At 61.5% G+C, this 21,266-nt stretch carries 24 protein-coding genes; 13 read left to right on the top strand and 11 right to left on the bottom strand.

What is annotated here, in order from left to right; all coding sequences use genetic code 11:
* Window positions 1-132: 132 nt before the first annotated feature.
* Window positions 133-531, top strand: a complete 399-nt coding sequence (locus tag BSY240_RS04655; RefSeq protein ID WP_236759311.1) for a lysozyme inhibitor LprI family protein — start codon at window positions 133-135, stop codon at window positions 529-531.
* Between the two features lie 8 nt (window positions 532-539).
* Here the strand turns inward: BSY240_RS04655 and BSY240_RS04660 are convergent, their stop codons facing one another.
* Complete coding sequence (locus BSY240_RS04660) at window positions 540-2,024, bottom strand: ferredoxin reductase family protein (RefSeq protein WP_069041564.1); 1,485 nt, start codon at window positions 2,022-2,024, stop codon at window positions 540-542.
* A gap of 126 nt (window positions 2,025-2,150) precedes the next feature.
* Here BSY240_RS04660 and BSY240_RS04665 point away from each other — a divergent pair, with 126 nt between their 5' ends.
* A complete protein-coding gene (locus BSY240_RS04665) occupies window positions 2,151-3,257 on the top strand; it encodes a polyheme membrane-associated cytochrome C (RefSeq protein ID WP_236759312.1) in 1,107 nt (368 codons plus the stop codon).
* 7 nt (window positions 3,258-3,264) lie between these two features.
* Here BSY240_RS04665 and BSY240_RS04670 read toward each other — a convergent pair whose 3' ends face one another.
* Window positions 3,265-4,167: a LysR substrate-binding domain-containing protein gene (locus BSY240_RS04670; RefSeq protein ID WP_069041566.1), complete on the bottom strand. Its 903-nt coding sequence runs from the start codon at window positions 4,165-4,167 to the stop codon at window positions 3,265-3,267.
* Between the two features lie 117 nt (window positions 4,168-4,284).
* Between BSY240_RS04670 and BSY240_RS04675 the strand changes: the two genes are divergently transcribed.
* Window positions 4,285-5,421, top strand: coding sequence for a TauD/TfdA family dioxygenase (locus BSY240_RS04675; protein WP_069041567.1), 1,137 nt, complete (start codon window positions 4,285-4,287; stop codon window positions 5,419-5,421).
* Complete coding sequence (locus BSY240_RS04680; RefSeq protein ID WP_054150991.1) at window positions 5,418-6,182, top strand: class II aldolase/adducin family protein; 765 nt, start codon at window positions 5,418-5,420, stop codon at window positions 6,180-6,182. The genes BSY240_RS04675 and BSY240_RS04680 overlap by 4 nt, the downstream gene beginning before the upstream one ends.
* An 85-nt stretch (window positions 6,183-6,267) precedes the next feature.
* Here BSY240_RS04680 and ilvD read toward each other — a convergent pair whose 3' ends face one another.
* Window positions 6,268-8,103 (bottom strand): dihydroxy-acid dehydratase, encoded by a 1,836-nt coding sequence (ilvD, locus tag BSY240_RS04685; protein ID WP_054150990.1) that lies wholly within the window; start codon window positions 8,101-8,103, stop codon window positions 6,268-6,270.
* Window positions 8,104-8,335: 232 nt separating this feature from the next.
* Between ilvD and BSY240_RS04690 the strand changes: the two genes are divergently transcribed.
* From BSY240_RS04690 to BSY240_RS04710, 5 genes are all read left to right on the top strand, one after another.
* Complete coding sequence (locus BSY240_RS04690) at window positions 8,336-8,938, top strand: thermonuclease family protein (protein WP_171901549.1); 603 nt, start codon at window positions 8,336-8,338, stop codon at window positions 8,936-8,938.
* A 158-nt stretch (window positions 8,939-9,096) separates the two neighbouring features.
* Window positions 9,097-10,047, top strand: a complete 951-nt coding sequence (msrP, locus tag BSY240_RS04695) for a protein-methionine-sulfoxide reductase catalytic subunit MsrP (RefSeq protein ID WP_069041568.1) — start codon at window positions 9,097-9,099, stop codon at window positions 10,045-10,047.
* A complete protein-coding gene (gene msrQ, locus BSY240_RS04700; RefSeq protein WP_171901614.1) occupies window positions 10,044-10,691 on the top strand; it encodes a protein-methionine-sulfoxide reductase heme-binding subunit MsrQ in 648 nt (215 codons plus the stop codon). The genes msrP and msrQ overlap by 4 nt, the downstream gene beginning before the upstream one ends.
* A 38-nt stretch (window positions 10,692-10,729) precedes the next feature.
* Complete coding sequence (locus BSY240_RS04705) at window positions 10,730-11,134, top strand: thioredoxin family protein (RefSeq protein WP_069041570.1); 405 nt, start codon at window positions 10,730-10,732, stop codon at window positions 11,132-11,134.
* Window positions 11,135-11,138: 4 nt separating this feature from the next.
* Window positions 11,139-11,858 carry a cytochrome c biogenesis CcdA family protein gene (locus tag BSY240_RS04710; protein WP_069041571.1) on the top strand — a complete coding sequence of 240 codons (720 nt, stop codon included), beginning with the start codon at window positions 11,139-11,141 and terminating at the stop codon, window positions 11,856-11,858.
* A 22-nt stretch (window positions 11,859-11,880) separates the two neighbouring features.
* On the opposite strand, the gene BSY240_RS04715 is transcribed toward BSY240_RS04710, so the two are convergent.
* Window positions 11,881-12,300 (bottom strand): ribosomal maturation YjgA family protein, encoded by a 420-nt coding sequence (locus BSY240_RS04715; RefSeq protein ID WP_069041572.1) that lies wholly within the window; start codon window positions 12,298-12,300, stop codon window positions 11,881-11,883.
* 49 nt (window positions 12,301-12,349) lie between these two features.
* On the opposite strand from BSY240_RS04715, the gene BSY240_RS04720 reads away from it, so the two are divergent.
* The 4 genes from BSY240_RS04720 (at window position 12,350) to BSY240_RS04735 (ending at window position 15,564) form a co-directional block, all read left to right on the top strand.
* Window positions 12,350-13,222: a DUF817 domain-containing protein gene (locus tag BSY240_RS04720; RefSeq protein WP_069041573.1), complete on the top strand. Its 873-nt coding sequence runs from the start codon at window positions 12,350-12,352 to the stop codon at window positions 13,220-13,222.
* A gap of 112 nt (window positions 13,223-13,334) precedes the next feature.
* The gene (locus BSY240_RS04725; protein WP_069041574.1) at window positions 13,335-13,772 is read left to right on the top strand and encodes a YciI family protein; all 438 of its coding nucleotides are present in this window, start codon (window positions 13,335-13,337) and stop codon (window positions 13,770-13,772) included.
* Between the two features lie 6 nt (window positions 13,773-13,778).
* Entirely contained in the window at window positions 13,779-14,207 is a 429-nt protein-coding gene (locus tag BSY240_RS04730) for a VOC family protein (RefSeq protein ID WP_069041575.1), read from the top strand.
* Window positions 14,208-14,238: 31 nt separating this feature from the next.
* Complete coding sequence (locus BSY240_RS04735; RefSeq protein ID WP_335622535.1) at window positions 14,239-15,564, top strand: RNA polymerase sigma factor; 1,326 nt, start codon at window positions 14,239-14,241, stop codon at window positions 15,562-15,564.
* Between the two features lie 49 nt (window positions 15,565-15,613).
* Here BSY240_RS04735 and BSY240_RS04740 read toward each other — a convergent pair whose 3' ends face one another.
* The 7 genes from BSY240_RS04740 to secY form a co-directional block, all read right to left on the bottom strand.
* Complete coding sequence (locus BSY240_RS04740) at window positions 15,614-16,192, bottom strand: DoxX family protein (protein ID WP_069041577.1); 579 nt, start codon at window positions 16,190-16,192, stop codon at window positions 15,614-15,616.
* A 283-nt stretch (window positions 16,193-16,475) separates the two neighbouring features.
* A complete protein-coding gene (gene rplQ, locus BSY240_RS04745; protein WP_054150978.1) occupies window positions 16,476-16,898 on the bottom strand; it encodes a 50S ribosomal protein L17 in 423 nt (140 codons plus the stop codon).
* A gap of 116 nt (window positions 16,899-17,014) precedes the next feature.
* Window positions 17,015-18,025: a DNA-directed RNA polymerase subunit alpha gene (locus BSY240_RS04750; protein ID WP_006728661.1), complete on the bottom strand. Its 1,011-nt coding sequence runs from the start codon at window positions 18,023-18,025 to the stop codon at window positions 17,015-17,017.
* A gap of 97 nt (window positions 18,026-18,122) precedes the next feature.
* Window positions 18,123-18,512, bottom strand: coding sequence for a 30S ribosomal protein S11 (rpsK, locus tag BSY240_RS04755; protein ID WP_006728663.1), 390 nt, complete (start codon window positions 18,510-18,512; stop codon window positions 18,123-18,125).
* A gap of 129 nt (window positions 18,513-18,641) precedes the next feature.
* Window positions 18,642-19,010 (bottom strand): 30S ribosomal protein S13, encoded by a 369-nt coding sequence (gene rpsM, locus BSY240_RS04760; RefSeq protein ID WP_054150977.1) that lies wholly within the window; start codon window positions 19,008-19,010, stop codon window positions 18,642-18,644.
* A gap of 230 nt (window positions 19,011-19,240) precedes the next feature.
* Window positions 19,241-19,891 (bottom strand): adenylate kinase, encoded by a 651-nt coding sequence (locus BSY240_RS04765; RefSeq protein WP_054150976.1) that lies wholly within the window; start codon window positions 19,889-19,891, stop codon window positions 19,241-19,243.
* A complete protein-coding gene (gene secY, locus BSY240_RS04770) occupies window positions 19,888-21,228 on the bottom strand; it encodes a preprotein translocase subunit SecY (RefSeq protein WP_069041578.1) in 1,341 nt (446 codons plus the stop codon). Before secY ends, BSY240_RS04765 begins: the two co-directional genes overlap by 4 nt.
* Window positions 21,229-21,266: the final 38 nt, after the last annotated feature.

A 21,266-nucleotide genomic window follows, 5' to 3' on the forward strand; every position in this document is an offset into this window, starting at 1 on the left:
AGTGAGCATCGCGCGTGAGGGAAGCCTGAGCAGCCAAGATCTCACCGGATCGTGACGGATTTGCAAGAGACGTCGCGCGGAACGTTCTCCACGCGGCAACCGTTGCCCTGTTATCAGGAAAGGAGACCGACCATGTCCCGAACCCGCCCAGTTATATCCACCCTTGCCGCCTTCACGCTGACCAGCGCCCTGTTGATCGCCCTTCCCCAACCGCTCCAGGCCGCCAGTTTCGATTGCCGTACGCCTGGCCTTGCGCCCGACGAGGCGGCGATCTGCCAGAACATCGACCTCAACGACATGGATGTGCGCATGGTGACGACGTTCGAACTGTTGCGCGAAGTCTTGCCGATGGGCAGCCGTGGCGCGTTGGAAGCCTCTCAAATCGAATGGCTGGAAAAGCGCCGAGCATGTGAGGCGAACCTCGACTGTCTGGCCGCCGCCTATGCCAGCCGCATGGCAGAGCTGCGCAATGGCGTGGGCGAAGTGCTGAGCCTCATCGAGGGCGTGCCGCCCATCCAGAAAGTCAATTAGCATATTGCCTAAGTGGCGAAATAATACAGCCACAGGACAGCAGCCAGCAGTGCCGCGACGCTGCCAAAGACGAGGCTCCGACGACGATCTTGGCGCGAGGTCGCTCCTCCGGCGTAGTCGAACCGCTCGTAGACCACGTTCTTCATCGGAAGGCCGAGATCAAGCAAGGTGTCGGACACAGCCGTAACCATGCCGCCGGGGCCACACATCATTGCGACACAGCTGCGCGGCTCGATCCCGACAAGGAGATCCTTCAGCCGGGCATGATCGAGCCGACCGACCGCACCCTCGTAGCCGGGCGGCGAATCCTCACTGATCAACACGACTTCCAAGTCGAGCGCAGCACCGGCAGCGGCTATTTCGTCCAGACAGGCGAAATTGCTTGGCGTTCCCACAGCATAGGCGAGCCGGATGGGCCGCTTGTCGCGCCGTGCGGTCAGATCCCTCAGCATGCCGATGATGGGCGCAATCCCGACACCACCGGCGATAAGGAGGACGGCATCGCCTGGATGTGCCTCCATGGCGAATTCGCCATAGGGCCCGTCAATGCCGATGGGGGTGCCGGGTTGCAGATTGCCGATGCGACGGGTGAAATCGCCGACCTCCTTGATGATCAGGCTCAAGCCCGGACGAGTCGGGCTGTCGGCGATCGAAAACGGATGATCAAACAGCGGGAAGCGCCTTCGGCCTTCCGTCATCCAGACGAACTGGCCGGCATGATAATCGAGCGTCGGAGTGTTGTCGGCGGGCTGGATGTCGAGCTCCCACAGACGATCGGCGCGGCGCGTGACAGACCGAAGCCGCCACGGCTTGCGATGCAGATTGAGCCAGCGATAACCATAGAGGATCGCAAGCACAGCAAGAATCGTGGCGGCGATCAGGAACCAGTAGATCTCCAGAGGCCCCCTCGCCGCAAATCGGCCCGTGGAAATGGCATGGAGCAGCCCGCCGGCGGTTGCCACTGTGCCGAGAACGAGATGCGTTCCCCGCCAGACTTCGTAACGCCAGGGCAGACGGTTGCGCAACACTGACGACAGGACCAGGAGGATCAGGGCTGCCCAGGCAACCACGCCAGAGCGATAATGCGGCTGGGTCAGGTATGCGACCAGACGCTCCGTACCGAGGTTGGGATCCTCAAGCCAGGTCGGAGCGACATAGGCCAGAGGATGAAGGACGATGGCCAGAAGGATCCACCAGGCGGCAAGCTTGTGAAAGGCCATGATCTTGTCGATGCCGAGACGGCCGGAGACTACTTCGAAACGGCCGGAGGTCACAAACTGCACGGCCATGGCAGCCAGTCCGACCATGCCGAGGCCGGCGGCCAGTCGCTCCAGCGGATCGTGCGGCGAAACATCCGTCATCAGGGAGAGAGCAAGTGGCAGGGTGCATAGCCCGAGATAAAGGGCTGCCAGAAGGCTGGCCGGCAGACGGGGCAAGCGGCGGGCGGAGCGTTGCGACATGGTGGCGATGTCAGGCGTCACGGTTTCGGTCATGAGGTCCTCCTGAATGCCTTTCTAGCAGAAGAACGCGGTCCGGATTTGATCTCGGTCATGTCGCGACGTCGCTTTGCAGCGCATCATGCTCCCATCGCCACGACGCATACGACCGAGGAGGATCCCATGACGCCGCGACGACCAACCCGCATTTTCACCCTTTTCGCCAGCCTGGCGGCATGGACCGCCGTACTGATCGCCGCACCGTCCGTGCAGGCGAGCGACGACAGTCCGATCAGCAAACTGGTCGAAGCCTGGCTCTCTTCGCCACATGGCAACTACCATTCCCCGTCCTTCACTTACTGGAACAAGGAAGGGGAAGTTCCGAAGAACTGTGCCACCTGCCACTCCGAGACGGGCTTCCTCGATTTTCTCGGCGCAGACGGCAGCGCTGCAGGCAGCATCGAGCAGCCGGGTGTGATCAATTCGCCGATCGGCTGTGCCTCCTGTCATGCCGAGGCGGCGCATGCGCTGGATGCGGTGCGCTTCCCATCCGGCACGCAGGTGAGCGGACTGGGTAGTTCCGCGACCTGCACCGTCTGCCATCAGGGTCGGCAGTCGGGCGCTTCGGTCACCAAGGCGGTCGGCACGCTCGGGGAGGACGAGGTTTCGGCCGATCTCTCCTTCATCAACATCCATTATGCCGTGGCCGCCGCGACCCTGCATGGAGCGGATACGGCAAGCGGCTATCACTATCCCGGCAAGACCTATGCAGGGCGCTTCCAACATGTGCCAAGCGCCAACAGCTGTGTCGCCTGTCATGATCCGCACACCACCAACGTGGCTGAAGACAGCTGCATGACCTGTCACAGGGGCGTCGAGACCATTCGCGACATCCGCATGCGGCATGCCGATTACGATGGTGACGGCAATACCAAGGAAGGCGTGCATGGCGAGATCGGCACGCTGCATGAACGGCTCTACGCCGCGATCCGGGCCTATGGCGACGCCGTGCTCGACACGCCGATTGGCTATCACAAGGGACGTCATCCCTATTTCTTCGGGGATACGAACGGAGACGGGATCATCGGCGACGACGAGGCAGTGCGCGACAATGCCTACAAGGCCTGGACCCCTCGCCTGCTCAAGGCCGCCTACAACTACCAGGTCGCGATGAAGGACCCGGCGGGCTATGTCCACAACCCGGCCTATCTCCTGCAATTGCTATATGACAGCCTCGAAAGCCTGTCATCGGCGGTGGAGATCGACATGCCCCAAATCTCCCGGCCTTGAGGTGGCGTCAGCGGGTTGAACTCTCCGCCTCCGCCCCAAGCCACGCCACGAAAGCGTTCACGGGAGGCCGCTTTGCCGCTGCCGGCGCGACCGTTGCGAAATAGGCGGTGCCGAGATCGAGGGCGCCATCGGGCCAGGACTTGAGGCTGCCATCGGCAACGAGTTTTTCGGTGATCGAGCGCCAGCCGAGCATCAAGCCACGGCTGTCGAGTGCAGCCTGAACCGCCTGCACGTAGTTGTCGAAGACATGGGACTGGCCGCGCTGCTTAGGCAGGCCGCGTCTTGCGAGATAATCGCTCCAACCTTCCCAGTGTCGCGCCTCCACTGTACGCACATGAATGAGCGGCGCGGCGTCCAGCCCGGCGCCCCTGGCCAAGAGGTCGTTGACCAGAGCCGGATGGCCGACAGGGCAAACGGTTTCGGAAAAAAGGCGCTGGGTCGTGCCATCTGTCCAGGTGCCACGGCCGTAGCGCAGGACGAGATCGGTGCCCGGCCAGATCTGCGGCAGGTCGGTGGGCGGCACCTGCACATTGACGAAGAGACCGGGATGGCGGGCGTAGAAATCGCTGAGGCGCGGCATCAACCAATGGGTGGCGAAACCCATGGTGCAGGCAACGGTCAAGCGCTGGTCTTCGAGGCCGCTGCTGGTGCGGATCTCCTCGATCGTCTCGGCGATCAGGTCGAGGCCATCGCGGGTAGCGCGGGCGAGTTGCTGACCGGGTTCGGTGAGCCTGGCCGGCCGGGTCGAGCGGTCGATCAGGACGGCGCCGACATGGTCTTCCAGCGCCTTCAGCGCCTGGGTGACGGCGGGCTGGGTGACATTCAAGGCGGCGGTTGCCTCGCGCATCGAGCCGAGCCGCGCGACGGCTTCGAAAGTGGTCAGCAGACGCAGGGGCGGCAGACGGCTCAACTTAACCTCCAGCTTAACTCAGCATAAGCATAATCGCTCTGTTTTCCCCTGGGAAGTCGGATGATGATCGCCAGATCAGATCTGCTCTCTCGCCAGCCAGACTTAAGGAAAACCGCGATGAACATGCATGTTGCGACCGGGGCCGTCACACTCGCCGAAAAAGGCCTGCACCTGCCGCTCGCTGACGGCAAACAGGCTTACTTCAATTATTACTGGCTGCGCGACAATTGCCCCACTTCGTTCGACAGCAAGACTCGCGAGAGGAGCTTCGACATTTTTCATCTCTCAGCTGCCCCGCGCGCGGAGAGCGCCGAGTTGGAGGGCGATACACTCGTCATCCGCTGGGCGGGCGAGAACCACGTGTCACGTTTTCAGCTCGCGCTGCTTGAGCTCTACAGCGAAGGCAAACAGCGGCCGGATCCGGCCGACCTGCCGCGCAAGGCGTGGTTCAGCGACCACTATCCTGACATTCCGCGTTTCTTGCAGGCGGAGCTGATGCGCGATCCGGCCAAGGTTGCGGAGTGGATCGAGGCGATGATCGTAGAGGGCCTGACGATCGTGACCGACATGCCCGATAGTAACGAAGGACTGACCGAGACGGTCAAGCTGATGGGCCATGTACGGCCGACCTTCTTCGGCGAATATTTCGACGTCAAGACGCATATCAACCCGACCAACACCGCCTACACGGCGAAGGCCTTGGAGCTGCATACCGATACCCCGGCAGAGGAACATGCGCCGGGCATCCAGTTCCTGCATTGCCGGGCCAATACCGTCGAGGGCGGCATGAGCATCTATTCCGACGGCGTCGCAGTCGCCAATGCTTTCCGCGAGATCGATCCTGATGGCTTCAAGCTGCTGTCAGAAATCGACATTCCGTTCTTCTGCGAGCATGACACTTATGACATGCGCTCGCGGCAGCGGGTGATCGAGCTCGACAAACATGGCGAGGTCTCCGGGCTGACGATCAGCCAGCATATGGCTGATCTGTTCGACCTGCCGCAGACGGTGCTCGACGATTACTATCCGGCCTTCTGCCGTTTTGGCAAAATGCTGCAGGACGACAAGTTCATGATGCGCTTCCTGATGAAGGCGGGTGACTGCATGGTGTTCGACAACCACCGCATCGTGCATGGACGGATGGCCTATTCGGCGACCAGCGGCGATCGCTATCTGCGCGGCTGTTATGCCGACCGCGAGGAGATGCGTTCGACCTACCGCGCGCTGACGACGGAAGGACGGTTCAAGACATGAATATCGCAGCTTCCGGAAACGATATGCTCGACGATGCGGCGCTGACCACGCTGCGTCAGGATCTCGCCGCTGCCTTCCGGCTCTGCCATCGCTTTGGCTGGAGCGAGTCGGTCGGCAATCATTTCAGCGCGGCGGTCTCGGCGAATGGGCGCAAGTTCCTTCTCAATGCGCGCTGGCAGCATTTTGCGACGATCAAGGCGAGCGATCTGCTGCTGCTCGATGCCGACGATCCCGATGTGATGAACCGACCGAATGCCCCCGACCCTTCAGCCTGGACCGTACATGGCACGCTGCACCGGATGCTGCCGGAGGCACGCGTGATCCTGCATTGCCATTCGCCCTATGCGGTGGCGCTTTCCTGCCTCAAGGACCCGACGCTTCTGCCGCTCGACAACAACACGGCACGTTTTTTCGGTCGGATCGGCTACGACCTCGACTTCGGCGGGATCGCCGATGCGGCGGAAGAAGGCGAGCGGCTTGTCGAGATGATACGCGGCAAGGCGGTGCTGGTCATGGGCAATCACGGCGTGTCGGTTGCGGGCGAGACGGTGGCGGATGCTTTCGAGGACCTCTATTTCTTCGAAAAGGCGGCGCAGACCATGGTACTGGCGCTCTCGACCGGCCAGCCGTTGGCCGTGCTTTCGGACGATATCGCGCAAGGCACGTCAGACGGCTGGCTCCCCTATCGCGGCATGGCGGAAAAGCATTTCGCCTATCTGAAATCGTGCCTGGATAAGGAAGATTCGTCCTGGCGGGATTAGAGTTCACAGATAAACGGGAATGACAAAGACCCGCCGGATCGCTCCGGCGGGTCTTTGATTTTGCAGGTGGCAGGACCGTTGACGTTTATTCCGGCAGCTGGCGCACCGCGCCCTTGTCGGCGGACGAGGCGAAGGCGGCGTAGGCCTTGAGTGCTGTCGTGACGTTGCGCTTGCGCTTTTCTTCGGGGAACCAGCCCTTGGCATCCTGTTCGGCGCGGCGGCGGTCCAGCTCGGCGGGGTCGACGACGAGGTTGATCGTGCGGTTCGGGATGTCGATGTCGATCAGGTCGCCTTCGCGCACCAGGCCGATCGCGCCGCCCTGGGCGGCTTCCGGCGAGGCATGACCGATCGAAAGACCGGAGGTGCCGCCGGAGAAGCGACCGTCGGTGACCAGCGCGCAGGCCTTGCCGAGGCCTTTCGACTTCAGATAGCTCGTCGGATAGAGCATTTCCTGCATGCCGGGGCCGCCCTTCGGGCCTTCGTAGCGGATGACGACGACGTCGCCGGCGACGACCTTGTTCGACAGGATGGCCTTGACGGCGTCATCCTGGCTTTCGAAGACGCGGGCCGGGCCCTTGAACTTCAGGATCGATTCATCGACGCCGGCCGTCTTCACGATGCAGCCGTCGAGCGCGATGTTGCCCTTCAGAACGGCGAGACCGCCGTCCTTGGAGAACGGGTGATCGACCGAGCGGATGACCCCCTTTTCGCCGTCGGTGTCGAGATCATCCCAGCGCGAGGCCTGCGAGAAGGCCTGGGTGGTGCGAACGCCACCGGGGGCGGCCTTGAAGAATTCGCGAACCGTTTCCGAATTGGTGCGGGTGATGTCCCAGCGGTCGATGGCATGGCCGAGGGTTTCGGCATGCACGGTCGGGCAATCGCGGTTGATCAGGCCGCCGCGATCGAGTTCGCCGAGGATGCGCATGATGCCGCCAGCGCGGTGGACGTCTTCCATGTGCACGTCCTGCTTGGCAGGCGCCACCTTGGACAGGCAGGGCACCTTGCGCGACAGGCGGTCGATATCGTCCATGGTGAAGTCGATACCGCCTTCATGGGCAGCGGCCAGGATGTGCAGAACCGTGTTGGTCGAGCCGCCCATGGCGATGTCGAGAGCCATGGCGTTTTCAAAAGCCTGCTTGGAGGCAACGTTGCGCGGCAGCACGCTTTCGTCGTTCTGTTCATAGTAGCGGCGGGTGATGTCGACGATCAGGTGGCCGGCCTCGACGAAGAGGCGCTTGCGGTCGGCATGGGTGGCGAGCGTCGAGCCATTGCCGGGCAGCGACAGGCCAAGCGCTTCGGTGAGGCAGTTCATCGAATTTGCGGTGAACATTCCGGAGCAGGAGCCGCAGGTCGGACAGGCGGCCTTTTCGATCTCATCTACTTCAGCATCGGAGATGCTGTCGTCGGCAGCGGCAACCATGGCATCGACCAGATCGAGTGCCACCTTGCGGCCCTGCAGGATCGCCTTGCCGGCCTCCATCGGACCGCCGGACACGAAGACGGCGGGGATGTTGAGGCGCATGGCGGCCGACAGCATGCCGGGCGTGATCTTGTCGCAGTTGGAGATGCAGACCATGGCGTCGGCGCAGTGGGCGTTGACCATGTATTCGACCGAGTCGGAGATGATTTCGCGCGACGGCAGCGAATAGAGCATGCCGTCATGGCCCATGGCGATGCCGTCATCGACGGCGATCGTGTTGAATTCCTTGGCCACGCCGCCGGCGGCTTCGATTTCACGGGCAACGAGCTGGCCGAGGTCCTTCAGGTGGACGTGGCCTGGCACGAACTGGGTAAAGGAGTTGACGACCGCGATGATCGGCTTACCGAAATCGCCGTCCTTCATGCCGGTCGCGCGCCAGAGGCCGCGGGCACCGGCCATATTGCGGCCGTGGGTGGTGGTTCTCGAACGATAGACGGGCATGGGTGTCACCTCGATGGCTTGTTCGCCGCCATGCCTGCACCCTCGGCGCCAAGGCAAGGCGGCCATTTTGGAACTGGTCTAAGCCATGTCCCCTGCCCTGTCACTAGCATCCAAGGGCAAATCGGTACGCCTTGACCTCACGGAGGGTGCGTCTTTGTTCGCATTTTAGTGATCGGCTTAAGCCTGCGGCAAGATGTGTTTACTAGAGTTTACCGCGGAAAGGGGAGTCATGATGACCCGGAAACCTGCCCGCGTGATTCTGCTGAAAGATGCCCGCCAGAAGCTCAATCCCGAGCCTGCGCCGCGCTGGAACCCGTTCAAAGCACTCTACCGGATGCGCCGCATCCTGATGATGGCCTGCCTTGCGGTGCTGGCCGTCATTCATTTCGAAAAGCTTCCCTATTCCTATCTGGTTGTCCCGGCATCGAACAAGCTGATCGACTACGCCATCACCGGCGCGGTCGCGCCCCGTACCGAGCCAATCGAAGGCCGCTTCGTTACCTGTGTCGGGGCGCAGCGGATCAACTGCGTCGTCGACGGCGATACCTTCTGGTATCGGGCGGTGAAATACCGGATCTCTGATATCAATACGCCGGAGATCGGGCGCCCTGCCTGCGAGCGGGAACGCGCGCTCGGGCTCGAGGCGCAGGTTGCGCTGCTTGATGCCCTGAATGGCGGCGATCTCGTGATGGAGCGCCGTGAGCGTCGCGACACCGATCGGTATGGCCGCAAGCTTAGGGTGGTCCTTCACGACGGACGCTCTGTCGGCGATGATATGATCGCACGCGGCATCGCTCATCGGTGGGAAGGGCACAAGCAGAACTGGTGCAGCTGAGGCGTGTCGGCGAACAACGCCGATCCTTACACGCGCCGGCCGGCGCGGACCTACACGAAATTGTTCCTGTCGGACTTCTTTTCCAGACGATGAAACTCTGGTCTCTATGCTCCCGTCTTCTATTTTAGAGTGACAGAGAAAGCCTCAAGAGGTCTGCCATGCCGGTCTACCATCCGCCGAAGATTGCAAGTTCCGAGATCACGCCAAAGTCGCTCTATCTCAAGCGACGGCATTTCATGGGTGTAGCGGCCGGCGGCATCGCCGCGGCCGGGCTCGGCGCTCCGGCTTTGGCGGCGCCACTGGCTGCAAAACCCAGCATCTACAAGCTCGATGAGAAGCTGACCTCGAAAGAGGACGTGACGACCTACAACAACTTCTATGAGTTCGGCACGGGCAAGGAAGATCCGTCCCGCAATGCAGGGTCTCTGACCACGCGGCCCTGGACGATCGAAGTGGGCGGACTGGTCGCCAAGCCGCAGGTGATCGACATCGAAACGATCATGAGCGAGATTGAGATGGAAGAGCGCGTCTACCGGATGCGCTGCGTGGAAGCCTGGTCGATGGTAATCCCGTGGATCGGCTTCCCGATCTCGGCTCTGCTCGACCGGGTCGAGCCTCTGGGTTCGGCGAAATATGTGGCGTTCGAAACGCTTGTGAGGCCTGAGGAGATGCAGGGCCAGGCCGGCATCTTTCAGGCGCTGGAATGGCCCTATCGCGAGGGCCTGCGCCTCGATGAGGCACGCCATCCGCTGGCGATCCTTGCGACCGGCCTTTACGGCGAGACGCTGCCCAACCAGAACGGAGCCCCGATCCGCCTCGTCGTGCCGTGGAAATACGGCTTCAAGGGCATCAAGTCGATCGTCAAGATCACGCTGACGGAAGAGGAGCCGGTGTCGACCTGGAATAAGCTTCAGCCGTCCGAGTATGGCTTCTACGCCAACGTCAATCCTGCTGTCGATCACCCCCGCTGGAGCCAGGCGACCGAGCGGCGGATCGGCGAAGCGGACGGGCTCTTCGGTGGCGCGCGGATCGATACGCTGCCGTTCAACGGTTATGCCGACGAGGTCGCAAGTCTCTATGACGGCATGGACCTAACGAAGTTCTACTGATGGCTGCGCTTGCACTCCCTGCCCTGCCCGCCCGCTACAAGCCGGCGTCGATCTGGGCGCTTTATGCCATCGGGCTGGTGCCGGGGCTCTACGCCTTCTATCTCGGGATCTATGGTGGCCTGGGCGCTGATCCCGTGCGTGCCTTCGAGCATCTGCTGGGGCTCTGGGCCTTCCGTTTCCTGTGCCTCGGGCTTGCGGTCACGCCATTGCGTGATCTGTTCGGGATCAATCTCATCGCCTATCGGCGGGCGCTCGGTCTGTTGGCATTCTACTACGTGCTGGCGCATTTTGCCGTCTACCTGACGCTGGACCGGGGTCTGATCCTGTCCTCGATCGTCGGCGACATCCTGAAGCGTCCCTACATCATGCTCGGCATGGCGGGGCTCTTGATGCTGATTCCGCTGGCGCTGACCTCCAACCAGTGGTCGATCCGAAGGCTCGGTTCGCGGTGGAACAGACTGCACAAGCTGACCTATCCGATCCTGCTCGTGGCAATCCTGCACTACGCGCTGTCGCTGAAGGTGATCGATCCGGAGGCGGCCTTCTATATCACAGTCACGATCCTGTTGCTCGGTTACCGGCTGCTACGGCCGAAGATCATGGAGCGGAAACGGGCCAAGCGCGTTGCGACGACGCGGGCCTGACAGCTTTTTCGACAATCGACAAACAAGGGGTGTAACCGATGAGAAGCCTTCGAAAGACATGGAGTGCGGCGCTTGCCGGTGCCGTGATGCTCGCCACGGCCGGTATTGCCAATGCGATCGAGATTGCGCCCTTCCAAGCTTCGGCTTTCGAAGCTGCGAAAGCGGAAGGTAAATCGGTGGTCGTCGACGTCACAGCCAGCTGGTGCAGCACCTGCAGGGCCCAGACCAAGATCATCGACACGCTGGCGGCCAAGCCGGAATTCAAGGACGTCCTCGTCCTGAAGCTCGACTACGACAAGCAAAAGGACGAGATGCGCAGTCTTGGGGCACAGAACCGCTCGACGCTGATCGCGTTCAAGGGTGCAGACGAGACGGGCCGCAGTGTCGCGGACACGAACCCGGCCTCGGTCGAACAGCTCTTCGCCTCGACCCTGGGACAATGATGCCATGCTGGGCAGCGCTCTGCTTGCCTTTCTCGCGGGCGTGCTGTCCCTTCTCAATCCCTGCACACTGCCGCTGATCCCGATTGTTCTGGGAACAGCGATCAACCGTCATCGCTACGGACCCGTCGCGCTTGCGGCGGGGCTGACGCTTTCCTTCGTGACGATCGGCCTCTTCGTCGCGCTGGTCGGCTTCTCGGTCGGTCTCGACTTCACCGTCTTCCGGATGGTGGCCGGCATCATCATGATCCTGTTCGGCGCGGTTCTCATCGTGCCGATCGCTCAGCACCGGGTGGCTGCCGCCGCCGGACCGGTTGCGGCGTGGTCGCAGGCACGGTTCGGTCAGGTCGACGACAAGGGTCTCAAGGGGCAGTTTCTGGTCGGTCTGCTTCTTGGCGCCGTCTGGAGCCCCTGTGTCGGTCCTACTCTGGGGGCTGCCTCGCTGATGGCGTCCCGTGGCGAAAACCTGCTGCAGGTGATCACGACCATGATCGCCTTCGGCTTCGGCGCGGCGCTGCCGCTGCTCCTGATCGGCATGCTGTCTCGCGAGACGCTTGCGCGGTCGCGTCATCGTCTGCTGACGCTGGGTCAGGCGGGAAAAAGCCTGATGGGCGGGCTGCTGATCGTTACGGGTGCGCTCGTTGTCTCAGGCTTCGACAAGACCATTGAGATCTGGATGTTGGAAAACTCGCCGGAGTGGCTGATCGACCTGACCACACGCATCTAGCTCGGATGGCAAGCGCCACGCGTCAGCCAGGCTTGCTGGCGCGGGCCGAATGGCGGTTCTCGAGCAGGGCAGCGATCACAATACCGACGGCATAGGCGACAATGTTCCACCAGGAGAAGATGCGCCCGAGCAGCAGAGCGCCAGCCAATGTCAGGCGGAATTCATCGAGCCAGGGCGTGTGATAGAGGCGGCTGAACTCGATGAGGGCTGCCGCGATGATGGACAAGAGCGCAAGGCGGCCGAGGGGCTGGCGGGGCAAAAGCGAGGCGAGGAGGAAAAAGACCATGCCGCCCCAGAGCGTCGAACCACCGTATTTCACCAGAAAAAACGGCAGTCCGATCTCATAACCGCCGAGCCTCAAAGCCACGCCACACGCGATGATGGCAAGCGCTATCCCCAGCCGGCGCATGCGTTGTGACATCGTTGCCTTGATTTCGTCCATCAGCGCTTAGTACTGAGGTTGCAACGGAATGCAACAGCGGGGCTGGCAAATGACATTGGTGGCAGAGGGGCGCAGGGATCTGCTGAGTGCGCTGGATCGGCGACTGATCGACAATGCCCCGCACCCTCATCTCACCGGCATCAGGCGATTCGTCGTCGAGTTCGTCATGTTCGGCATCAAGGAGGCGCGCGCCTGCCTGTTTGCCGGCCTGTTCTTCATCTCGATATTTGCGGTGCCACGCGCCGGCCTCTTCGGTATTCCGCGCTACGACGTGCTGCTGATCATCGCGCTTGCCATACAGATCTGGATGGTCTGGACCAAGCTCGAGACGATGGACGAATTGAAGGCGATCTGCCTCTTCCACGTGGTCGGTTTCGCGCTTGAAGCCTTCAAGACCGCTGGCGCCAATCCGTCCTGGACCTATCAGGACTTCGCCTATACGAAGCTGCTCGGCGTGCCCCTGTTCTCCGGTTTCATGTATGCTGCGGTCGGCAGCTACATCATCCAGGCCTGGCGATTGCTCGATGTCAGGATCCGCCATCACCCGCCCTACTGGATGGCGATTGGCGTGGCTGTCGCGATCTATCTGAACTTCTTCACCCACCATTATATCGGCGATTATCGCTGGTATCTGGCAGCGCTTGCCATCGGGCTCTATGCGCGCACCACCGTCATCTACCGGCCCTTCGACCGCGACCGGCAGATGCCGATGCTGCTTGCCTTCATCCTGATCGGCTTCTTCATCTGGGTGGCGGAGAACATCTCGACCTTCTTTGCAATCTGGCACTATCCGAACCAGCTGGGCGCCTGGTCGACCGTGCATCTGGGCAAATGGAGTTCCTGGACGCTGCTGGTGATGATGACGTTCACGATCGTCGCCTCACTCAAGCATATACGCGCGACGATCCATATTCCGAAGTGACAGACATAGACCGCGATAGATTTTTTTCGCATGTCGTGTCGAAATGGGTTTAGCTCATTCGTTGGGGGAGCAGGATCGCAAGGGCGGTCCTGACAACGAGAGGAGTGAAGACATGCGTGTCATGGTGATGGTGAAGGCGACCGAAGATAGCGAAGAAGGGATCATGCCGCCGCCCGAATTGTTCGAGGCCATGGGCAAGTTCAACGAGGAACTGGTGCAGGCCGGGATCATGCTCTCGGGCGACGGCTTGAAACCCTCGAAGATGGGCAAGCGGATCGCCTTCGACGGTCCGGACCGCCGGGTGATCGACGGGCCCTTTGCCGAGACCCGGGAGCTGGTTGCCGGCTACTGGATCTGGGAGGTCAAGGACATGGACGAGGCCGTTGCCTGGGTCAAACGCTGCCCGAATCCGATGATGACACCGAGCGAGATCGAAATCCGGCCCTTCTACGAGATGGAAGATTTCGCCGATGTCGCCTCCCCTGAGGGACAGGCGAGCCATGACCGCGCGGCGGAAGGGCTTGCAACTCAGCAGAAGTCTAAGGGCTGAACCGTCATGAGCAAGATGATCTTCATCAACCTGCCGGTGACGGATCTTGGTGCCTCGACCCGCTTCTACGAGGCGCTGGGGGGGACGAAGAACCCGCAATTCTCGAACGACAACGCCACCTGCATGATGCTGACCGATACGATCGGCGTGATGATCCTGACGCATGACTTCTATCGGACCTTCACCAGCCGTCCGATTGCAGACGCCAAGGCGACGAGCCAGACGCTTCTGGCGCTGACTGTCGAAGCGCATGCGGATGTCGACCGGGTTGTGGGGGCAGCGAGCGCTGCCGGCGGGCGGGCCGACCCCAACCCGCCGCAGGATCACGGCTTCATGTGGAGCCGTTCGGTGGAGGACCCGGATGGACATGTCTGGGAGATCTTCTGGATGGACCCGGCGGCTGCCGGTGGCGACACGACTGGTGTTGACGCCTGACACGATGACCGCGGTTGACCGGGCTCAAGCCGTGTCCATACTCCGGACCATGACACGAAACGGACAGGCGGGGCCGAACGTTGCAGACAGCCAGGCGCTGGCGCCCCCGGACATCGAGAGGATCTATCGTATGGAGCGGGTCCGGCTGGTCGCCGGGCTCGCAAGACATGTCCGCGATCTGAGCCTCGCCGAGGACCTGGCGCAGGAAGCGCTTGTGGCGGCACTCGCGGCATGGCCGGCTTCCGGCATACCGCCCAATCCCGGCGGCTGGCTGATGACGACGGCGAAGCGCCGGGCCGTCGATCTCTGGCGCCGACGGCGGATGATGGCCCGGCACGAGGCCGCATTGGCGCATGACATCGAGACCGGCAGGGCGGACGAACAGGCTGCCATCGAGGCCGCGCTCGACAACGAGATCGGCGACGAGCGGCTGTCGCTGATCTTTACTGCCTGCCATCCGCTCCTATCCCGCGACCAGCGCACGGCGCTGACGCTGAAGGTCATCGGCGGACTGGCGACGGAGGAGATCGCCCGGGCCTTTCTCACGCAGGAAACGACAGTGGCGCAGCGGATCGTGCGGGCGAAGAAGATCCTGTGCGAGGGCGATGTGGCGTTTGAAGTACCTGTGGGTGAGGCGCGCAGTGCCCGCCTCGCCTCGGTGCTGGAAGTCATCTACCTGATCTTCAACGAGGGTTATGCGGCGAGCTCAGGCGAAGACTTGATCCGACCGCAGCTTTGCGAAGAGGCGATGCGGCTCGGACGCATCCTGGTGGGGCTGGCACCGGAGGAACCGGAGGCGCATGGCCTGCTGGCACTGATGGAGTTGCAGACCTCGCGCTTAAAGGCGCGGATCGGACCGGATGGCAGCGCTCAGACACTCGAGACCCAGAACCGGCGGCTTTGGGACAGGTTGCTGATCCAGCGCGGGCTGGACGGCTTGTTAGCGGTGAAGCGGCTTAGCGGCGAAGACGGGATCTATGCGCTGCAGGCGGCGCTCGCAGCCGTGCATGCGCGGGCGGCAAGGTTTGAGGATACGGACTGGGCGCTGAGTGCTGCGCTTTACGACAAGCTGTTGGCACGCTCCCCCTCGCCCGTGGTGGCGCTGAACCGGGCGGTGGCGCATGCGATGGCGTTTGGACCCGAGACGGGTCTGCTGCTGCTGGCGGAGATCGAGGCAGAGCCGCAGCTTGCGGGTTACGCGGCGCTCTATGCCGCGAAGGGCGATTTTCTGATGCGGCTGGGACGGATGTTTGAGGCGCGCGTGGAGTTTGAGCGAGCGGCTGAATTGAGTGGGAACGAGACAGAGCGGTCGTTTCTGATGGGGCGGGTGCGTAGCTGCACCGAGGCACCAGACTGAATAAACGACACCCGGCCATTCGACCGGGTGTCCTTGTGCTTCGCAAGTATCAGAACTGCTTCTTGAACAGCAGCCGGTCGAGCGAGAGGTAACCGCCACCAAAGGCGGCGAAAAGGAAGGCGCCACCCGTCCAGAAGAGCGAAGCGAGTTCTGCCTTGCTCTGCACCTGATGCAGGAAGACATGGCCGCCATCAGCAAGCCGTGCCATGGCCTGCGGCGTGAAGAAATCGCTGCCAGCCTTCAGCGCATCGATGCCGGCCTGGGTGAGGAAGGCGTCGCCATACGGGTTGGCCATGTGGAAATAGAGGGTGATTGCCAGCATCACGCCATTGGCCAGCGCTGCGGGCCTCGTGAAGAGGCCGAGCGCGATCAGGAGGCCGCCCAAGACCTGCATGACGGCCAATGTCGGGGACCAGAGCCAGCCCGGATAGAAACCGAGCTTCTCGACGAAACCAACCTGGGCGAAAGGCGCCATGATTTTCGGCAAGCCTTCGATAACCAGCATGCCGCCGACAGCAAGGCGGAAGATCGTCCAGGCCATGGGCTGGGCAACCTTATCATAAAAGGTCGAGAGCGGCGGGATGATGAGCTTGTCTTTGTCATTGCTGAAAATGGATGCAGTAATCATTGGGAACCTCGCTTACATCGATAATTCGATGCAGGGAGATTAGCGCTGTTCGTCAGCTTGACCTTGACGCAGATCAATTAGTTATATTGCACATCTATTAGCATTCAATTTCTAATATAGATACCCCTACCCCATCGGCGGGCTCCCTGCGGCTGGCCTTGCAGACGCCTCACGCCACTCAACGCTGAGGAAAGAAGCGCCCATGCCAGAGATACCCCAACGTCAAAAGGCCGGGTGATCGCTCACCCGGCCTTTTGCACATCCTTCCCTTAGGGGAAGTAACTTACGCTGCTTCAGCTTCGGCTTCAGCGGCGACGCGGGCCTTGTCGGCTGCGCCCTTGGCATCAACGTCGCGCTCGACGAACTCGATGACAGCCATGGCGGCATTGTCGCCCTGACGGAAACCGGCCTTCATGATACGCAGGTAGCCGCCGTTGCGGGTGGCGTAGCGCGTCGCGATGGCGTCGAACAGCTTGGCAACGACGGTAACGTCGCGGATCTGCGAGATCGCCTGGCGGCGAGCATGCAGGTCGCCGCGCTTGCCGAGCGTTACGAGCTTTTCGACGATCGGGCGAATTTCCTTCGCCTTCGGCAGGGTGGTGACGATCTGCTCATGCAGGATGAGCGAAGCCGCCATGTTGGCGAACATCGCCTTACGGTGGCTGGCGGTACGGTTCAGCTTGCGGCCGGCTTTCTGGTGGCGCATTGCTATTCTCCTTTAAGTGCAGGCTCTGTCTCAGAGGCTGCCGTTTCCTGACACATACGGGCATTCACCCGCAGTTTGACGGGGAAAGGCAGATTTAGAGGCTGCCTTCACTGTTATTAATACTGGTCTTCGTAACGCTTCGCGAGATCTTCGATGTTCTCGGGCGGCCATGCCGGTACTTCCATACCGAGGTGCAGGCCCATGGAAGCGAGAACTTCCTTGATTTCGTTCAGCGACTTGCGGCCGAAGTTCGGCGTGCGCAGCATCTCTGCCTCGGTCTTCTGGATCAGATCGCCGATGTAAACGATGTTGTCGTTCTTCAGGCAGTTTGCCGAGCGGACCGAAAGCTCCAGCTCGTCGACCTTCTTGAGCAGCGCCGGGTTGAAGGCGAGCTCGGTGACGGCTTCCTCTTCGGCTTCCTTCTGCGGTTCGTCGAAGTTGACGAAAACGCCGAGCTGGTCCTGAAGGATGCGGGCAGCGAAAGCGACAGCGTCCTCACCGGTGACGGAACCATCGGTTTCGATGGTCATCAGCAGCTTGTCATAGTCGAGAACCTGGCCCTCACGGGTGTTTTCGACCTTGTAGGACACCTTCTTGACCGGCGAATAGAGGCTATCGACCGGGATGAGACCGATCGGTGCATCTTCCGCGCGGTTGCGCTCGGCCGGCACGTAACCCTTGCCGTTGTTCACCGTGAACTCCATACGGATTTCGGCTCCCTCGTCGAGGGTGCAGATCACGTGGTTGGGGTTCAGGATCTCAATGTCGCCGACCGTCTGGATGTCACCGGCGGTTACAACGCCCGGACCCTGCTTGCGGACAACCATGCGCTTGGCATCGTCGCCGTCCATCTTGATGGCGATTTCCTTGATGTTCAGGACGATGTCGGTGACATCTTCGCGAACGCCCGGGATAGACGAGAACTCGTGCAGAACGCCGTCGATCTGGACAGCCGTGACGGCTGCACCACGAAGCGACGACAGGAGAACGCGACGCAGAGCGTTGCCGAGCGTCAGGCCGAAGCCACGCTCAAGCGGCTCAGCGACGAGCGTCGCCTTGGTGCGGCCGGAGGAGGAGAATTCCACCTTGTTCGGCTTGATCAGTTCCTGCCAATTCTTCTGAATCATGATTTTACCTTCCGTTCGCCATCACCATTCAATCGTGACGGCCGAATATGAGAAGCACCGGGAAGGCGAACCGCCTGCCCGGCAAAACGAAGAATGATTAGACGCGACGCTTCTTGCGCGGACGGCAGCCATTGTGCGGGATCGGGGTCACGTCGCGGATGGACGTGATCATGAAGCCGGCAGCCTGGAGGGCGCGCAGAGCGGATTCACGACCGGAGCCCGGACCGCAAACTTCAACTTCCAGCGTCTTCATGCCGTGTTCCTGGGCCTTCTTGGCGCAGTCTTCAGCAGCGATCTGGGCAGCGAACGGGGTCGACTTACGCGAACCCTTGAAGCCCTTGGCACCAGCAGACGACCAGGCAATTGCGTTGCCCTGTGCGTCGGTGATGGTGATCATCGTGTTGTTGAAGGTCGAGTTGACGTGAGCAACGCCCGACGAGATATTTTTACGTTCGCGACGGCGAACGCGTGTGGCTTCCTTGGCCATGGTCTTCCTTTCAGTTGATCTAAGCACCGCCGTAATGCCAGCGGCTACACCAATCGCGGCAACAGGATGAAGGCAGTGGGCATCAGGTCACCCTGACGCCCACTGCCCTTTTCCGAATGCCGCGAAAAATTACTTCTTCTTACCAGCGATCGCCTTCGCCGGACCCTTGCGGGTGCGGGCGTTGGTGTGCGTGCGCTGACCGCGAACCGGCAGACCACGACGGTGGCGCAGGCCACGGTAGCAGCCGAGGTCCATCAAACGCTTGATGTTCATCGCGGTATCGCGACGCAGGTCACCTTCGACCTGGTAGTCGCGGTCGATGGTTTCGCGGATCTGAAGAACTTCAGCGTCGGTCAGCTGGTGAACGCGCTTGTCAGCCGGAAGACCGACCTTCTCCATGATTTCAGATGCGAACTTCGGTCCAATCCCGTGAATGTAGGTCAGCGCGATAACAACGCGCTTCGCAGTCGGGATGTTGACGCCAGCGATACGTGCCACGCCTATTCTCCTTGCTTCCAGTTGCCATCCGGCAAGTGGTGTCTCGTTACACGGCCCAAAGGGACCGCAATTACAATTCGGGTTCTCGACAAACCAAAACGATCGAACCCGGTCTCCCAGCGTTTTGGAAGAACGCGCCGATCGCAGTCATGTCGCGAGTTGGCGCGGTCTTTAGCGGAATCGGCTGCCAAAAGCAACCGGCCCCGCGAAGATTCTTGGACTGCCAGCCTTTAGAGCTTGGCGAGAATGGCCTCGATCTCGCCGGTGACGGCATCGATCTCACCCATGCCGTCGACCGAATGCAGCTTACCCTTGGCGTGGTAATAGCCGATCAGCGGCGAGGTTTCCTTGTAATAGGCCTGCAAGCGGGTGCGGACCGTATCACGGTTATCGTCGGGACGACGCTTGAAATGGGTCGAACCACACTTGTCGCAGACGCCATCCACCTTCGGCTTCAGGTTCTCGTCGTGATAACCGGCGCCACAGTTTGCGCAGGTGTAGCGGCCGGCGATTCGATCCGCGAGGATCTCGTCATCGACGCGGATCTCGACGACTGCCGACAGATCGAGGTCCTTGCCCTTGAGCATCGCCTCGGTGGCATCCGCCTGGACGAGCGTCCGGGGAAAGCCATCGAGGATGAAGCCATTGGCACAGTCGGGCGCATCGATGCGCTCGGAGACGATGGCGATGACGATATCGTCGGAAACCAACTTGCCAGCATCCATGACGGCCTTGGCGCGCTTGCCGACCTCCGTGCCCGCGGATACCGCGGCACGGAGCATGTCACCGGTGGAGAGCTGCGGAATGCCGTGCTTCTCCACGATCCGCTGGGCTTGGGTTCCCTTCCCCGCGCCCGGCGGTCCTAACAGAATCAGTCTCATCGTCCCCTCTTTCCTCCACGCAACTTCGACTTCTTGATCAGGCCCTCATATTGCTGGGCGATCAGATGTCCCTGAACCTGTGCTACAGTATCAAGGGTCACGCTGACAACAATCAAAAGCGAAGTACCACCAAGGGCTAATGGGATCCCGGTGCGTGCGATGAGGATTTCGGGCAGTACGCAGACGAAAACGAGGTAGGCGGCGCCAACGACCGTAATACGGGTCAGCACGTAGTCGATGTACTCGGCAGTGCGCTCACCCGGGCGGATGCCGGGGATGAAGCCGCCATGCTTCTTCAGGTTGTCAGCCGTATCCTTCGGGTTGAAGACGATGGCCGTGTAGAAGAAGGCGAAGAAGGCGATCAACGCGCCGTAGAGCATCATATAGACCGGGTGACCGTGCTGCAGAGCGGCGATCACAGTGGTCGCCCAGCCCGGAAGCTGACTGTTGCCGGAGAAGCCAGCGGCGGTGGCCGGCAGGAGCAGAAGCGACGAGGCAAAGATCGCCGGAATGACGCCTGCAGTGTTCAGCTTCAGCGGCAGGTGCGAGGTGTCGCCCTGGAACATGCGGTTGCCGACCTGGCGCTTCGGATACTGGATCAGAAGACGGCGCTGAGCACGCTCGACGAAGACGATCAGCGCGATGACGGCGATGGCCACGAAGATGACGGTGAGAATCATCAGGGTGGACAGCGCGCCGGTGCGGCCGAGTTCAAGCGTCTGGGCGACAGCGGCCGGCAAACCGGCCGCGATGCCGGCGAAGATGATCAGCGAAATACCATTGCCGATGCCGCGCGAGGTGATCTGCTCACCGAGCCACATCAGGAACATGGTGCCGCCAAGCAGCGTCAGAACGGTCGAAATGCGGAAGAACCAGCCTGGATCGGCAACGATTCCCTGACCCGATTCGAGACCGACGGCAATGCCGTAGGCCTGCAGCGTGCCGAGAAGCACGGTGCCGTAGCGGGTATACTGGTTGATGATCTTGCGGCCCTGCTCGCCCTCTTTCTTGAGCTGCTCGAGGGACGGCACGACCGACGTCATCAGCTGCACGATGATCGACGCGGAGATGTAGGGCATGATGCCCAGCGCGAAGATCGCCATGCGCTCGACGGCGCCACCGGCAAACATGTTGAAAAGACCGAGGAGACCACCGGACTGGCCCTGGAAGGCCGCGGCATAAGCCTCCGGGTTGAGGCCGGGCAGCGGAATATGCGTGCCGAGGCGATAAACCAGCAATGCGGCCAGAGTGAACCACAGACGCTTCTTCAGATCTTCCGCCTTGGCGAAAGTCGAGAAGTTGAGGTTCGAGGCCAGTTGTTCCGCTGCAGAAGCCATAGAATTCTCCGCAAACCTAAACCGGCGACGGTAATCCG

It is taken from the genome of Agrobacterium sp. RAC06 (genome assembly GCF_001713475.1).
Taxonomy (GTDB): domain Bacteria; phylum Pseudomonadota; class Alphaproteobacteria; order Rhizobiales; family Rhizobiaceae; genus Allorhizobium.

Bases quoted from the DNA above. Each gene is read 5' to 3' on its own strand.
- BSY240_RS04655 (WP_236759311.1), top strand. From the start codon at position 133: ATGTCCCGAACCCGCCCAGTTATATCCACCCTTGCCGCCTTCACGCTG.
- BSY240_RS04660 (WP_069041564.1), bottom strand. From the start codon at position 2,024: ATGACCGAAACCGTGACGCCTGACATCGCCACCATGTCGCAACGCTCC.
- BSY240_RS04665 (WP_236759312.1), top strand. From the start codon at position 2,151: ATGACGCCGCGACGACCAACCCGCATTTTCACCCTTTTCGCCAGCCTG.
- BSY240_RS04675 (WP_069041567.1), top strand. From the start codon at position 4,285: ATGAACATGCATGTTGCGACCGGGGCCGTCACACTCGCCGAAAAAGGC.
- BSY240_RS04680 (WP_054150991.1), top strand. From the start codon at position 5,418: ATGAATATCGCAGCTTCCGGAAACGATATGCTCGACGATGCGGCGCTG.
- ilvD (WP_054150990.1), bottom strand. From the start codon at position 8,103: ATGCCCGTCTATCGTTCGAGAACCACCACCCACGGCCGCAATATGGCC.
- BSY240_RS04690 (WP_171901549.1), top strand. From the start codon at position 8,336: ATGACCCGGAAACCTGCCCGCGTGATTCTGCTGAAAGATGCCCGCCAG.
- msrP (WP_069041568.1), top strand. From the start codon at position 9,097: ATGCCGGTCTACCATCCGCCGAAGATTGCAAGTTCCGAGATCACGCCA.
- BSY240_RS04705 (WP_069041570.1), top strand. From the start codon at position 10,730: ATGAGAAGCCTTCGAAAGACATGGAGTGCGGCGCTTGCCGGTGCCGTG.
- BSY240_RS04710 (WP_069041571.1), top strand. From the start codon at position 11,139: ATGCTGGGCAGCGCTCTGCTTGCCTTTCTCGCGGGCGTGCTGTCCCTT.
- BSY240_RS04715 (WP_069041572.1), bottom strand. From the start codon at position 12,300: ATGGACGAAATCAAGGCAACGATGTCACAACGCATGCGCCGGCTGGGG.
- BSY240_RS04720 (WP_069041573.1), top strand. From the start codon at position 12,350: ATGACATTGGTGGCAGAGGGGCGCAGGGATCTGCTGAGTGCGCTGGAT.
- BSY240_RS04725 (WP_069041574.1), top strand. From the start codon at position 13,335: ATGCGTGTCATGGTGATGGTGAAGGCGACCGAAGATAGCGAAGAAGGG.
- BSY240_RS04730 (WP_069041575.1), top strand. From the start codon at position 13,779: ATGAGCAAGATGATCTTCATCAACCTGCCGGTGACGGATCTTGGTGCC.
- BSY240_RS04740 (WP_069041577.1), bottom strand. From the start codon at position 16,192: ATGATTACTGCATCCATTTTCAGCAATGACAAAGACAAGCTCATCATC.
- rplQ (WP_054150978.1), bottom strand. From the start codon at position 16,898: ATGCGCCACCAGAAAGCCGGCCGCAAGCTGAACCGTACCGCCAGCCAC.
- BSY240_RS04750 (WP_006728661.1), bottom strand. From the start codon at position 18,025: ATGATTCAGAAGAATTGGCAGGAACTGATCAAGCCGAACAAGGTGGAA.
- rpsK (WP_006728663.1), bottom strand. From the start codon at position 18,512: ATGGCCAAGGAAGCCACACGCGTTCGCCGTCGCGAACGTAAAAATATC.
- BSY240_RS04765 (WP_054150976.1), bottom strand. From the start codon at position 19,891: ATGAGACTGATTCTGTTAGGACCGCCGGGCGCGGGGAAGGGAACCCAA.
- secY (WP_069041578.1), bottom strand. From the start codon at position 21,228: ATGGCTTCTGCAGCGGAACAACTGGCCTCGAACCTCAACTTCTCGACT.